Source organism: Chloroflexota bacterium (assembly GCA_018648225.1).
Lineage (GTDB): Bacteria > Chloroflexota > Anaerolineae > Anaerolineales > UBA11858 > NIOZ-UU35.
This window is the reverse complement of record JABGRQ010000140.1, coordinates 1-13836: the sequence shown is the minus strand read 5'-3', so window position 1 is coordinate 13836 and position 13836 is coordinate 1. Positions and strand designations below refer to the sequence as shown.

The window sequence follows — 13836 nt, the reverse complement described above, 5'->3', positions numbered from 1 at the left end:
TATAATGCCCATGAGGGGTTTTAAAAACGACCCAACTGGTTGAGGAGACAACACAAATGATAAAACCTGCTCCCCTACATCCACAAACTGCATCCAAAACAATCGGGAAAATCTTCAACACGCCCGTCGTGGTGGTGGGCAAAACCTGGCTGCCCATAACCCAGTTCATTATATGGGGATTTCTGACCTGGCAGTCTTCCCGCAAGCACCCCCAGCGTCCGATGCGAGAACATCTGCTGATTGGCGCGGGCAGCATGACCGTGATACTTGGCTCAGAATGGGGACATAATCTGGCCCACGCGGCAGCCGCCCGGCTGGTTGAAAAGCCCATGGATGCGTTGCGAATAACCCTGGGGATGCCCCTGTGTGTGTATCATGAAATTGATGATTTAGACGTCGCCCCGCGGGAGCACATCATCCGCGCCCTGGGTGGGCCGGTGTTCAACGGGTTGTTACTGGGCCTGATGCGTTTACTGCGCCCGTTAACATCCCAAAATTCCATAGCCCGTGAAATCGCCGATGCTGGGGTTGGTATGAACCTGTTTCTCAGCACTGTCTCGCTGGTGCCTATTCCTGGCATTGATGGCGGCCCAATTCTGAAATGGGGTCTTGTCGCCGCTGGCCGCACCCCAATCGAGGCCGATGCTGCTGTAATGCAGGTCAACAAAATTGCCGGCCTGGGGTTGGGCGTTGCTGCAGGCGCCGCCTTCAAAAAGAAACGCCGCTTCGTGGGGGCGCTGCTTGCCATGTTTTCCGCGCTCTCTTTCGCCATCGGGTTTGGCTGGCTCAAAGAACAGTAGCCAAGACTTTCACAAAGTTGCGAAGAAACTCAAGGGAATCGACGTAATACTAAACTGCTTCCGTAATGATCACTGCTTGATTCCGAATCCAAAATGCTATAAAATGAAAACAAGTGACCTCAATCCCACCAAAAGAGGAAACAAAATGCAAACAGTGAGCGATGAAACTGGTCACATTGATACGATAAAAGTCGCAGCAAATTCACGCACATCTGCTGTGGCGGGCGCGATTGCCGGGGTTTTCCGTGAACATCAGCACGCTGAAGTTCAGGCCATTGGCGCGAGTGCTGTCAATCAGGCGGTAAAAGCGCTGGCGCTTGCCAGGGGCTACCTCAACGAAGACGGGCTTGAAATTGCCTGCATTCCTTACTTCGTTGATGTCGAGATTGACGGAAAAATTCGAACAGCAATACGCTTTATCGTAGATAAACGCTAAATTATTCTTTGGCTACGGTATTTGATTAGCCGCCCGCCATGGGGGTTTTGGCGCGTTGAGCGCGCCTTAGATATCATTCCACAACAAAAAAGCTTGCCAAACTTGCGCCGCCGATTGCCCTGGTCCCGCCAGTACCGTTGATTGTCGGCGAATCGGCGACATGGTAGAATCAATCACGCATAATTTCAACCCAATGCGCACGCCTCACAGTGAAAATATTCATAGTTTGTTCAACATCTCGCTGAAGAATGGTGCGCTCGAAATGTAAGGAAAAAGGAAGAAAGATGGAAAAACAAGTTGGTACCTTCGCAGTAAAGAAGGGTTTGGCCCAAATGCTCAAAGGCGGGGTAATTATGGATGTGGTTAACGCCGAACATGCCCGTATCGCCGAAGACGCGGGCGCCGTCGCGGTGATGGCCCTTGAACGCGTACCCGCCGATATCCGTGCAGATGGCGGCGTAGCCCGCATGAGCGATCCCGAAATGATCCTAAAAATCATGGATGCGGTTTCAATCCCGGTGATGGCGAAAGCTCGTATTGGTCACTTTGTTGAAGCCCAAATTCTGGAATCGCTGGGCGTGGATTATATAGACGAATCCGAAGTGCTCACGCCTGCCGATGTGGCGCACCATATCAATAAACACGACTTCAAGATTCCCTTTGTCTGCGGCTGCCGCAACCTGGGCGAAGCCTTGCGCCGCATCGGTGAAGGCGCGGCCATGATCCGCACCAAAGGTGAGGCCGGAACCGGCGACGTGGTAGAAGCAGTACGCCATGCCCGTACTGTTTTGGGTGAAATTCGTCGCCTGCAAAATATGCTCGATGAAGAGTTGATGAGCTACGCCAAAAATATCGGCGCGCCCTACGAACTGGTCAAAGAAGTCAAAGAACTTGGCCGCCTGCCAGTGGTTAACTTTGCTGCCGGTGGCATTGCGACCCCAGCCGATGCCGCCCTGATGATGCAGCTCGGCGTCGATGGAGTCTTCGTTGGTTCGGGTATCTTCAAATCCGGCGATCCGGCCAAGCGCGCGGAGGCGATTGTCAAAGCCACGACACACTTCAATAATCCTGCGATCCTCGCCGAAGTCAGCCGCAATCTGGGCGAACCGATGGTCGGACGGCAGGTATCGGATATTCCCGAAGCCGATCTGATTGCTCAACGCGGATGGTAAATTAAGACCAAAGACGGGAGATCGCGGACAGAAAGAGCCAGCACCAGTCTCCCGTCCCCAGTCTCTTGTCAAACTATGAACATTGGTGTATTAGCTCTACAAGGCGATTTTGCCGAACATATTATTACGCTCAAAAATATCGGCGTAGATGCGCGCGAAGTGCGCCTGCCGCAACATCTGGATGATCTCGATGGTCTGATCATCCCCGGTGGCGAATCGACCACAATTGGCAAATTGGCAATTGCGTACAAATTAATGGATCCGCTACGCGCCTTTGGGCGCGAGAAAGCCATCTGGGGCACCTGCGCCGGGGCGATCTTCCTCGCTAAGGATGCCCACCGGGAGCAGCCCCTGCTCGAACTGATGGATATCACCGTTGAGCGGAATGCCTTCGGTCGGCAGGTGGACAGCTTCGAGATCGGCCTTGACGTGCCCGCTCTCAAATCCGTTTCAGAAAACGACGCGCCGTATCAGGCCATCTTCATCCGCGCCCCATTAATTGAATCCGTACAGGCGGATGCTGAAATCCTTGCTGCGCTGCCCGATGGCCGCATTGTTGCTGCGCGCCAACAAAATTGGCTGGCAACTGTTTTTCACCCTGAACTCACCCCGGATGACCGCTTCCACCGATACTTTGTCGAGATGGCAGCAACCCAATAATATGCTTCTACGACCCTTCGGCTGGCGCGATCTCCCAACTTTGCACCGTTATCGCGGCCAGAGTATCTATCTGGATAGCTCTCTGGCAGCTACACACGGCACACTGCATCCGGCGCTGCTGCTGGGGGGAATGACAGCGCTGGCCGGGTTTCGCGCCTGGGTTTGCCAAAGTGAAAAGATTCCCCCACTGATCGGCATCAGTCATCAGCCGGTGGGCTTTCCCTCGGCGACAATCGGATTTCTAACCCCCGCCGAAGCGCTCTCAACACCCTGCGCAGCAAAACTACTCGACCAACTGGCAAAACAATCCGGGGAATATGGCGCTTTCCACATGCTCGCCGAAATGGATGCCACCACGCCGCTCTTTGAAACCATGCGGCAAGCCGGTTTTAATGCTTATACGCGCCAACACATCTGGGTTGTGGATGCCAGCCCAACTGAGGCTACATCATCAACCGGATGGCGGTTTGCCCACGCTGGCGACCAATACGCTATTCAAGCATTTTGCCGTCAAATAATCCCTGAATATATTTTTAACGTGGAGCCGGTTGCAACCACATCTGCGCCAGGACTAATCTATACCCAGGCAGGACAAGTACGCGGCTACGCACATATCCGCAACGGACGACACGGTACGTGGATAAAACCTGTGGTCCACCTCGATATAACAAATGCGAAACAAATCTTGCTCGAATTATTGCAAGCGATCCCCAATCGCCAGACGCGCCCTATCCACTTATGCATTCGCGCCTACCAACCCCACTTGGAGCCAGCGTTGTACGAATTCGGCAGCACCCCTGGCCCCGAGCAAACCGTCATGGTAAAACATTTGGCTGTTCATCACCGGGCACGCGAAACCTTTAAACGCCCAAACTTTGAAGGACAACCCGAAACCCCAGCGCCACTGGCACATTCAAAGCGGCATGGTTAATGATATGCAACCCGAAATAGAGCAAAAACATATTACCGATAATCTGGATGGGCTACTCAGTGTTCTCCCGCCATATATCTCTCAGGCCATTCTTGCTGCGGACGATAACAGCAATCTATTGGAAATCGTGCTCGATCTGGGGCGCGTGCCTACGGCGCGTTTTGTCTCCGATGAAATCGTGCTGGCCGAAAGTGAAGTCAGCCGCGCCGATATTGATTATGTGGACGAGCGCATCAGCCAATTCGACGACGACAACCGCGCCGGGCTGGAGCGCACGCTGCATCGCATCTCGGCGATCCGCAATCGCCGCGGCGACATCGTCGGCCTGACCTGCCGCGTAGGGCGCTCGGTATACGGCACCACTGAGATCATCAAAGACCTGATCGAAGACAACAAAAGCCTGCTCATTTTAGGCCGCCCCGGGGTGGGCAAAACCACCATGCTGCGCGAAGCTGCCCGCATTTTGGCCGATACCCGGCGCGTGGTGATTGTGGATACCTCCAATGAGATCGGCGGCGATGGCGATGTGCCGCACCCCGCGGTGGGGCGCGCCCGCCGGATGCAGGTTGCCAAACCCTCGCTCCAGCATGAGGTGATGATCGAAGCGGTGGAGAATCACAACCCTGAGGTGATTGTGATCGATGAAATTGGCCGCGAGTTGGAAGCCCTGGCCGCCCGCACGATCGCCGAACGCGGCGTGCAGTTGATCGGAACCGCCCATGGGAATACACTCGAAAATCTGTTACTGAACCCGACGCTCTCAGACCTGATCGGCGGAATCGAATCGGTGACGCTCTCTGATGAGGAGGCCCGCCGTCGCGGCACGCAAAAAACCGTACTTGAACGCCGCTCGCCGCCTACCTTTGATGTACTCATCGAGATTCAAACCCGCGACCGGCTGGCAATTCACCTGGATGTTGCCACGGCGGTCGACTCGCTGTTGCGCACTCATCCCCAAGAACCGGAGATTCGATACCAGGACGAAAATGGCGAAATTCATATTAAGAAAGGCACTCCGGCGCCCAAATCGTATCAAACTGCCGGGGGCATGAAACGCCGCCATGAGAATAATCACTGGGACGAAGAACCGCCTGAGGAGGAGGATTACTACCCCCAGCTTGAGTTGACCACCACCGAGCCACGTCAGGAAGTCCGTCTGTATTCCTATGGTGTGGCCCGCAATCGTTTGCGTCAGGCGGCACGGCAGTTAAATGTCCCCATCCAAACCGAAACCGAACTGCACGAAGCACAGGCTGTTGTTACGTTACGGCATCATTTCCGCAAACGCAACCAGGCCATCGTCGAAGCGGAAACTTTGGGCATTCCGATTTATGTGTTGCGCTCCGACACGCGCACGCAATTGATGCGCTTTTTAAGCGGCCTGTTCAACCTGAAACCCACTGGGTCAATGAAACCTGATGACGAAGAAGCGCTGCAACGCGCGCAACAAGCTATTCGGGCAGTGTTGAATGGCGAGCGCTGGGTGGAGTTGGATCCAGCTTCGTCGTATATCCGGCGTTTGCAGCACCAGATGGCAGAACAAAATAAATTAACTTCGTATTCGCATGGCAAGGAACCCTATCGCCGGGTGCGGATTTATCGGGAGTAGACGATGTTTATTACTTTTGAAGGTCCCGAGGGCAGCGGAAAATCAACCCAGATTCCAGCATTAGCCGAATTTTTGCAGGCGCAAGGCCACGCGGTACTGACGACGCGCGAGCCGGGCGGCACCGAAATTGGCGAGCAAATCCGGGCTGTGATTCATGACCTTAAAAACACGGCCATGCACCCGCGTACTGAAACGCTGCTATATCAGGCGGCGCGAGCACAAATTGTTGAGCAAATCATTCGCCCCCATTTAGCCGCGGGCGGCATTGTACTCTGCGACCGCTATGCTGATTCGACAATTGCCTATCAGGGCTACGGACATCAGCAAAATTTGGATGATGTGCGCCTTTTGGTGAGATATGCCACCGAGGGGTTAAAACCTGATTTGACACTGCTGCTGGACATTGACGTAGAAGCTGGCCTGGGCCGCAAACAGGGCGAAGAATGGAACCGGCTGGATGCTTATGCGGTAGACTTTCACCGCCGCGTGCGGGCTGGGTATCATCAACTGGCGCAGGAAGAACCACAGCGCTGGGTCGTCATTGATGCCAGCCAATCTCCGGAGTTTGTCGCCGCAGCGATTCGGGCGAGTGTTCTTCAACGATTGGGTAAACCCTAATCCGGTCAAGCCGGAACCAAAAAGATGTATGAAACCACGAAGATCACCAAGTTTTTTGGTGGTGGTAAAAATTAACTGATGACAAGTTCAATGTCATGCTGAGGCGGCAGCCGAAGCAGCTAGCCGCAGGCGTATTTTGTACGTTTCACTGGATTCTTCGCTGCGCTCAGAATGACACCACCCGTCAAAACTTGCCACTACCAGTTTTTTTTGATCCTTCGTGGATATATGTTCTTGTTCATTGTGCAAGAATGTCAGTTGTAAGGTGCAAACCCTCTTTCCGGGAGGTTCCATGCGTACCCATAAATTTTTGTTAATATTTCTAGCCGTCAGCTTGTTGGTTCTGTTCGGCAGCAGTTGTAATTTGCCGGAAAACAGTTCGGCGGAGAACGTTTCGGCTCAAGCCACAATTGCCGTCTCTGTTGCACAAACACAGGCCGCCATCGCACGACAAGCGCCAACCGAGACACCTTCCCCAACGCCAGAACCCAGCCCCACACCGGAGTCAATCGTTGGAGCCGTGCAAGAATCCGAGTTAATGCGCATTGAGTTCGCCGCGGGCACAACCGGCACACAACTGGTGGGCACATTGACCTCCGGCGGTATAAATCACTACGTGCTGCGTGCCAATGCTGAGCAAAAACTCACTCTGAGTGTGTATCCCCCCGGAGTTGTAGCGGTTGCCGTGATCGGCGCAGATGGCACGGTACTCAAATCTGACCTGGACAACAGCACCGAGTGGAGCGGTTTACTCCCCCTGAGCCAGGAATATTATATCGATGTCACTTCAATCGTCACAATTGAAAGTGAATATACGCTCGATATTTCCATTCCGCCTCTCGATCCTGCTGCCACTACAGGCGAAGTTTCCGGAGTCATTGGCTATCCGGATGCAAATATTCCCCAATTGCATGTAGTAGGCTATAACCTGGATAGTAATTTGTGGTATTACCTGCTGACGGGGGCGAATAATACCTTTTATCTGTTGCCCGGCTTACCCCCCGGGAAATATCATATTGCCGCTTATGCCAAAGATGGTCTGAACGGTTTCTATATGTCTGGCGGGGCGATGGCGATAATAACCGTCAATGCCGGGGAAACTACCGAGGGCATTGACCTGACACAGTGGTTTGCCGCGGGTAGCGGGCCTTACCCCAATGATCCGGTAGGTTGGTGAGGGTAATACTATAGGCCGCCGTCGAAGTCATCCATACCGGCATCGTCGGCGAGATCGGGCAGGGCTTGCTCTATCTCTTCAGGGCTTTGCCCCTTTTCCAGCCGATCCACCACCTCGTCAAATTCGGGAGGCAGTTCCTCGCCAAGTTCGCTCCCCATTTGACGCATCATCCGCCCCAAGGCACGCGGATCGTCCTCCAGCCCCTCCAGCGCAGCGGGGTCAGCCATATTTTCAAAACGCCGTTCGTCCGATTTGGCAATCCGAATCCGCCCGATGCGCCGTTGCACATGCTCGCTTTGGCAGCGCGGGCAAAGCGGTATGTAGCTCTCATAATCTGAATACGATAAAAAAATTTCAAAAGGTCGCTTGCAATCTAGGCAACGATATTGATAAGTTGGCATAGTACATATCTCTCCACATTCATCCAGACCTCCGAGATTTTGCTGTGAATGGCAAAAGCAGCACACTTTGCATTCAAAAATTCGGTGCAACACAAATGCAGGTTGCAAAAATCTCGGAGGTCTAATCGAATTTGATTCATCTGTATTATAATGCCCCCAATTCGAGATTACCATGACAGAGAAAACCCCACCCTTTAACTTTTATGATCCCCAACCGCTGATGATCGTGATCTCTGGCATTTCCGCTGCCGGGAAAGACAGCGTGGTGCGGCATCTGGAAAAACGCGGTCTGCCGATTCATTTTGTCGTCACAGCCACATCGCGCCCGCCGCGCCCCAACGAAACGCACGGCGTGGATTATTTTTTCGTCACCCGCGCCGAGTTTGAGCAAATGATCGCTGATGACGAGTTGATTGAATATGCCAAAGTGTATAGCGACTACAAAGGCGTGCCCAAAGCACAAGTCCGGCAGGCAATGGCCAGCGGCAAAGATGTTGTCATGCGCATTGATGTGCAGGGCGCCAAAACCATGCGCGAAAAATTTCCCGAAGCCGTGCTGATCTTTCTCACCACCAACAGTGAAGAAGAATTCATCCAGCGGCTAACCGCCCGCGGCACTGAAAGCCCTGAAGAAATGCAACTGCGCATTGTCACGGCCTACCGCGAACTCGAAACCAGCACGCTGTTTGACTATGTTGTTATCAACGCCAACGACCATCTCGATGAAGCCGTCAATGATATTATCGCCATCATCAGCGCAGAACACCATCGTGTGGAACATCGAAAGGTAAGCCTGTGAACAACCAATCCCCCGAAGATTTTTCATATCCCGAACAGGACGATACGGAATCGACTGTGGCGTGGGCTGCTACCCCCCAGGCGGATTCTAAACCCGCGGCGAAAACCAGTTCCCGCAAGCCGCGCCCCTATATCACCTATACGCTCCTGGGGCTGACGATTGCCGTCTACCTCCTGCAAATGCTCACAACTTCCCTCTTCGGGTTTGATGTCCCTGTGCAATTAGGCGTCAAAGTCAATGAACTGATTGCCCAGGGCCAGGTCTGGCGGCTAATTACGCCCATCTTGTTACACGGATCGATTGTGCATATTGGTTTCAATATGTATGCCCTGTATCTTTTTGGGCCAAACCTGGAGAGCAGCTTTGGTCACTGGCGTTTTTTGGCGTTATATTTAATCGGTGGGTTCGCGGGAAATGTGTTCTCGATGATGTTCACTGAGGCCGCCTCATTAGGTTCTTCCACAGCAATCTTCGGGCTGTTGGGTGCGCAGGGTGTTTTTATTCATCACAACCGCAAGATTTTTGGCGAACAAGTCAGCCAGGCCTCCTTGCGCCGCATCATCCAGGTGGCGGCTATAAACTTAGTTATCGGTCTTTCACCCGGCATTGATAATTGGGGGCATATCGGCGGGCTAATCGGCGGGACGATCTTCACCTGGCTGGGCGGGCCGCTGATTGAAGTACGCGGCCTGCATCCCAACTATATGCTCGTTGACCGTCGAGAAAAATCCGAGATTGTGCAGGCAGCCGCAATTGCAACTGGATTCTTCATCGTAATCGCAATTGCGGCGCTGTATCTCGTCAATCGGTAGAACGGTAAAAGAGAAACTCGAAAAACTGGGGCATTGGGGGAGAAAGCACCCCAATGCCCCAGTTTTTCGGCAATTGTTTGGGAACGACAAAAATATTAACAATCAGCTGACGGCTCGAAAATCTCCTCAATCGTCATCCCGAACAGACGCGCTATCTTGAAGGCCAGCGGCAGGCTGGGGTCGTACTTGCCGGTCTCGATAGCGTTGATCGTCTGGCGCGAAACATCTAAGCGTTTTGCCAACTCGGCCTGCGACCATTCTCGCTCTGCGCGAAAAACGCGCAGCTTGTTTTTCACCGATGTCTCCAATTGCTCCAGAATTTACCGATCACCAATAAAAAGCACATCAGCGCGGCAATAGCAGCATCCCCCAACTGAGGAAACCCCACCAGTCCTAATAATCCCTGACCAATTAGAATAATTAGCGTCAATATAAAACTGAAGGCAATGCTTTCCAGTATAATTTTGCGTTCCAATTCATCCAATTTGGAACTGATCCGCACCAGGCCTAAGGCAAGAGTTACACCGGGGAGCATCGGCAGCATGACGATCAGATAACGCCAGGAGGAAACCTCATGCTTCGGCACCCAGGATACCGCAAACAGCAGGAACCCGATATACAAAATCAACGGCAACAACATTGGGCGAATCAATACCGCGCGTTTTTTTATTCGATCTCGATCAATCATCTTACACTCCTGTTGTTCAAAAAATAAATTCGATCAATATAGGTTCTCTCTAGTATGTAAAGTTTCCTTGACATATATATAAAAGAGATTTTCTTTTCTGTCAAGTACACTTTACATTCAACCGAGTGCAAAACTTGACACCCAAAAAGATTGGCGTAGAATTGCTCATCTGGAATGTCAACCATCTTAACGAGGCCCGAACATGAAAATCACCCCCTCAATGCACGTTGCTCTCGAACAGAGTTTTTCACAGGTCGTCAATCCCAAGTCTGGTTGGTATCGCGGCGACTTCCACACCCACACCAATGCTACCGATGGCGATTACCCCGCCGATGTTGTGGCAGGCATCGCCAAAGCCGAAGGGCTGGATTTCATCGCCATCACCGATCACAATACCTTTGCCGGGCTGCTGGATTTCACGCCCCGTTCCGATTTCCTGGTCATCCCGGGGCTGGAGTTAACCTTCGATAAAGGCCACTTCAACACATTTGCCCTGGAGGGCTGGCGAGACTGGATGGAGGCGATTTGCAGCGATCAAATCGAAGTCTCGCTGCCGGACCGATATAAAACCATCACAGAATTGATGCAAGCCATATCCGCCGATGGTCTGCTGAATTCAATCAACCATCCGCACCTGCCTCCCTGGGATTGGCAATTTGAGGATTGCGACCTGCGTCAGGTTCATTGCCTGGAAATCTGGAACGATCTCTACTGGCCGGACAATCTTACCGCCAACTCTGCGGCTGTTGCCATGTGGAGCAACTGGCTTAACGCCGGATATCGCATTACAGCCATCGGCGGCAGCGATTACCACTACCCACCACGGCCCGAAGCGAATCGCTTCGGCGAGCGTCTGGGGATGCCCACGACCTGTGTCTATGCAGACGAACTTTCCACAAAAGGGATTCTGGATGGCTTGCGCCAGCAGCGAGCGTATGTCACCAAAGGCCCGCAACTCACCTTCGAGGCTGAAGCCGGTGGTGAAATATATCCAATCGGCGCGGATATGGGCATTCAAAACGGCGAAATCACTTTCATGGCTTCGTTGAGCCATGCGACTCGGCCACTCACTGCCCACTTGGTCGAAAATGGCCTGGTCATTGCCCAAAAGGTAATCAACGGCGCATCTGGCAATTTACAATTTCAGCATTCAGCCAACCCAACCCGCTCGATGTGGTACCGCCTTGATATTACCGATAAAACGGGGGATATTTGGGCGATCACAAATCCCATATTCTCCGGGCCAGTAAAAACACCCGACCGCCTTTTTTACGAGGATTTCACGCGCTAATCCACAAATAGTGTGTTGGTCAAGGGCATCTTGAATAAATCGCTCATTTAGCCTGGAACGCGAATGGTGCGAAATTCGCGAAATTAAGTGGACTCCGGAAAAACCTTTAAAAATGTCTTTGCGAACCCCGAAGGGGTGAAGCAATCTTTCCCCTGGGAGGAGACTGCTTCGCTTCGCTCGCAGTGACACTAATTTTAAGTTCTTTCCGGTAAATTCTTAGCGATATCCGCGTTTAGAATTTTAAAGGCATTTGTGGATAACCTACTCCTTACAAATACAATCATCCACATATATCATAAAATAATATAAAATTGTGCTAAAATTACAATGTCGCTTAGAGGGTGAGAAAACAGCGTCAATATCAGCAAACATTCCAACTCACCCATTGCCAACTCATAAGCTCAATAATCTATTGATTCGATGCCCCTTATTTGGCTCTCACTGGCTTTTCTTTTAGGCATCCTCGTCGCAGCAAACCTCACTCTGCCTACAGACACCTGGCTTATACTGGCCGGTGTGTCAGTCGGCGTGGCATCATTGCGTCTCATCGTCAAACGTCAGACGTCTCGACGCCCTGACGCCAAACCTGCCAACCTAAAACTTTCAATTTTCAACCCTCCACTCCCCATCCTACTCATCGCCATCACCTTCGGCGCAGCGCGCTACCAGGCTAACATCCCTGATACCAGCCATCGTCACTACATCGCCTTCTACAACGACATTGAACAGACCATGGTCGTCACCGGCGTAGTGGTCAATTTCCCCGATCAACGCGACACTTACACTAATCTGCGCGTTGCAACCGAGCGCATCCATTACGACAATGATGTGCTGGCGACCCCAGTCAGCGGATTGCTGCTGGCGCGCGTTGACACGGATGAAAATTTTCACTACGGCGACCGCATCGTGCTGCGCGGCCGCATCCAGACACCGCCAAGCGCCGAAGAATTCTCCTACCGCGATTACCTGGCCCGGCAGGGCATCTACAGTTACATGCCCCGCAACCGCGTCGGGCTGCTCGAAGAAAAACAGGGCAACTCCATCCTGCGCGTCATTTATGCTGTTAAAGAGCGTTCCCTGGCTACAGTTTACAAATTGTGGCCTGACCCCGAAGCATCCCTTTTCGCGGGAATACTTTTGGGGATTGAGACCGGCATCCCTGCACCAGTACAAGAAGCCTTCAAGAATACCGGCACCAGCCACGTCATCGCCATCTCCGGCTTCAATATTACAATTATCGCCGCGTTATTCGCTAGTTTTTTCGGGCGCATCTTCAACCCGCGGAAAGCAGCCTTCGCCGCGGCCACAGGCATCGCCCTTTACACCATTCTGGTCGGGGCCGACGCGGCTGTGCTGCGCGCCGCGCTGATGGGTGGGATCTCGCTCTTTGCCCGGCAGGTTGGCCGCAGGCAGCACGGCCTCAACACCCTGGCCTTCATCGCCGCTGTCATGGCTTTGCTCAACCCTCACGTCCTTTGGGATATTGGCTTCCAACTTTCCTTCGCCGCCACCCTCGGCCTGGTACTCTACGCCGATCCTTTCAGCCAGACTTTCACCCAACGAGCTGCCCGACTGATGCCCCAAACTACCGCCCAAAAACTGGCCGGGCCGGTGGGTGAATATATTCTCTTTACCCTGGCAGCCCAACTTACCACCCTGCCCATCATGGCCTACCACTTTGGGCGCATTTCGCTGAGCGCCTTCATCACCAATCCCGTCATCTTGCCCGTGCAAGCTCCGATCATGACCATCGGCGGACTGGCATTAATTTTGGGCACGACCTGGCTGCCACTGGGCAAACTCACCGCGCCGCTGGCCTGGCCGTTTGTGCTATTCACCATCCGGGTGGTGGAATATTTTGGAGAATTCCGCGGCGGTGTGCTGCTTTTAGGGGATTTTGGCCTCCTGTGGGCGATTCTATTCTACGCGCTGCTCTTCGGACTCACATGGGGTTGGTCAAAGTTCCCAAAGTGGATGCCCGCCTTCAAGCCGATTCCAGTTATCGCCGCCCTGGGGATTTTCACCGCAATAACGTGGCGCGCCGCCCTCAGCGCCCCCGATGGCCTGCTGCACATCACCCTGCTCGATGTCGGCTCTGGTGACGCGCTATTGATCCAGACCCACACAGGGCGATACATCTTAATTGACGGCGGCCCATCGGCCAGCCTGCTCTCGAACGCGTTGGGGCGCAGGCTGCCGCCCTTCCACCGAGAGTTGGACTGGTTGATTGTGGCCTCACCCACCACAGAGCAAATCGCCGCGCTTCCCCGCGCATTGGAGCGATACCCCCCGAGGAGTGTCTTGTGGGCGGGGCCAGAGAGTCCCAATCGTTCTGCCGATTATCTGCGCGAAACTCTCACTGCGCTAGAAATCCCCATCACGCTGGCCGCACCCGGCCACAGCCTAAATCTCGGCGACGGGGTCAGTTTGCGCGTACTCACC

The 13836-nt window shown here is 53.3% G+C and carries 15 protein-coding genes; 12 read left to right on the top strand and 3 right to left on the bottom strand.

Features of this window, described 5'->3' with window-relative positions; genetic code table 11:
- Positions 1–56 precede the first annotated feature (56 nt).
- From HN413_13760 to HN413_13725, 8 genes are all read left to right on the top strand, one after another.
- Positions 57–800 (top strand): hypothetical protein, encoded by a 744-nt coding sequence (locus HN413_13760; GenBank protein ID MBT3391461.1) that lies wholly within the window; start codon positions 57–59, stop codon positions 798–800.
- A 145-nt stretch (positions 801–945) separates the two neighbouring features.
- On the top strand, positions 946–1236 hold the full coding sequence (locus HN413_13755) for a stage V sporulation protein S (GenBank protein MBT3391460.1): 291 nt from the start codon (positions 946–948) through the stop codon (positions 1234–1236).
- Positions 1237–1520: 284 nt separating this feature from the next.
- Positions 1521–2408 (top strand): pyridoxal 5'-phosphate synthase lyase subunit PdxS, encoded by an 888-nt coding sequence (pdxS, locus tag HN413_13750; protein ID MBT3391459.1) that lies wholly within the window; start codon positions 1521–1523, stop codon positions 2406–2408.
- Positions 2409–2483: 75 nt separating this feature from the next.
- A complete protein-coding gene (pdxT, locus tag HN413_13745) occupies positions 2484–3068 on the top strand; it encodes a pyridoxal 5'-phosphate synthase glutaminase subunit PdxT (GenBank protein ID MBT3391458.1) in 585 nt (194 codons plus the stop codon).
- A gap of 1 nt (position 3069) precedes the next feature.
- Positions 3070–3999 carry a hypothetical protein gene (locus tag HN413_13740; GenBank protein ID MBT3391457.1) on the top strand — a complete coding sequence of 310 codons (930 nt, stop codon included), beginning with the start codon at positions 3070–3072 and terminating at the stop codon, positions 3997–3999.
- Positions 3992–5608, top strand: coding sequence for an AAA family ATPase (locus tag HN413_13735; GenBank protein ID MBT3391456.1), 1617 nt, complete (start codon positions 3992–3994; stop codon positions 5606–5608). Before HN413_13740 ends, HN413_13735 begins: the two co-directional genes overlap by 8 nt.
- Positions 5609–5611: 3 nt before the next feature.
- The gene (locus tag HN413_13730) at positions 5612–6226 is read left to right on the top strand and encodes a dTMP kinase (protein ID MBT3391455.1); all 615 of its coding nucleotides are present in this window, start codon (positions 5612–5614) and stop codon (positions 6224–6226) included.
- A 292-nt stretch (positions 6227–6518) separates the two neighbouring features.
- Entirely contained in the window at positions 6519–7403 is an 885-nt protein-coding gene (locus HN413_13725; GenBank protein MBT3391454.1) for a hypothetical protein, read from the top strand.
- Positions 7404–7411: 8 nt separating this feature from the next.
- Here the strand turns inward: HN413_13725 and HN413_13720 are convergent, their stop codons facing one another.
- Positions 7412–7804 (bottom strand): zinc ribbon domain-containing protein, encoded by a 393-nt coding sequence (locus HN413_13720; protein MBT3391453.1) that lies wholly within the window; start codon positions 7802–7804, stop codon positions 7412–7414.
- A gap of 172 nt (positions 7805–7976) precedes the next feature.
- On the opposite strand from HN413_13720, the gene HN413_13715 reads away from it, so the two are divergent.
- Positions 7977–8603 carry a guanylate kinase gene (locus tag HN413_13715; protein ID MBT3391452.1) on the top strand — a complete coding sequence of 209 codons (627 nt, stop codon included), beginning with the start codon at positions 7977–7979 and terminating at the stop codon, positions 8601–8603.
- Entirely contained in the window at positions 8600–9415 is an 816-nt protein-coding gene (locus HN413_13710; protein MBT3391451.1) for a rhomboid family intramembrane serine protease, read from the top strand. The genes HN413_13715 and HN413_13710 overlap by 4 nt, the downstream gene beginning before the upstream one ends.
- Positions 9416–9510: 95 nt before the next feature.
- On the opposite strand, the gene HN413_13705 is transcribed toward HN413_13710, so the two are convergent.
- Positions 9511–9711, bottom strand: a complete 201-nt coding sequence (locus HN413_13705; GenBank protein ID MBT3391450.1) for a helix-turn-helix transcriptional regulator — start codon at positions 9709–9711, stop codon at positions 9511–9513.
- The gene (locus HN413_13700; protein MBT3391449.1) at positions 9708–10103 is read right to left on the bottom strand and encodes a hypothetical protein; all 396 of its coding nucleotides are present in this window, start codon (positions 10101–10103) and stop codon (positions 9708–9710) included. The genes HN413_13705 and HN413_13700 overlap by 4 nt, the downstream gene beginning before the upstream one ends.
- A gap of 202 nt (positions 10104–10305) precedes the next feature.
- On the opposite strand from HN413_13700, the gene HN413_13695 reads away from it, so the two are divergent.
- Both HN413_13695 and HN413_13690 read left to right on the top strand, forming a co-directional pair.
- On the top strand, positions 10306–11394 hold the full coding sequence (locus HN413_13695) for a PHP domain-containing protein (GenBank protein ID MBT3391448.1): 1089 nt from the start codon (positions 10306–10308) through the stop codon (positions 11392–11394).
- A 420-nt stretch (positions 11395–11814) separates the two neighbouring features.
- Positions 11815–13836 (top strand): DUF4131 domain-containing protein (locus HN413_13690; protein MBT3391447.1); only part of this gene is annotated, 2022 nt, incomplete at its 3' end.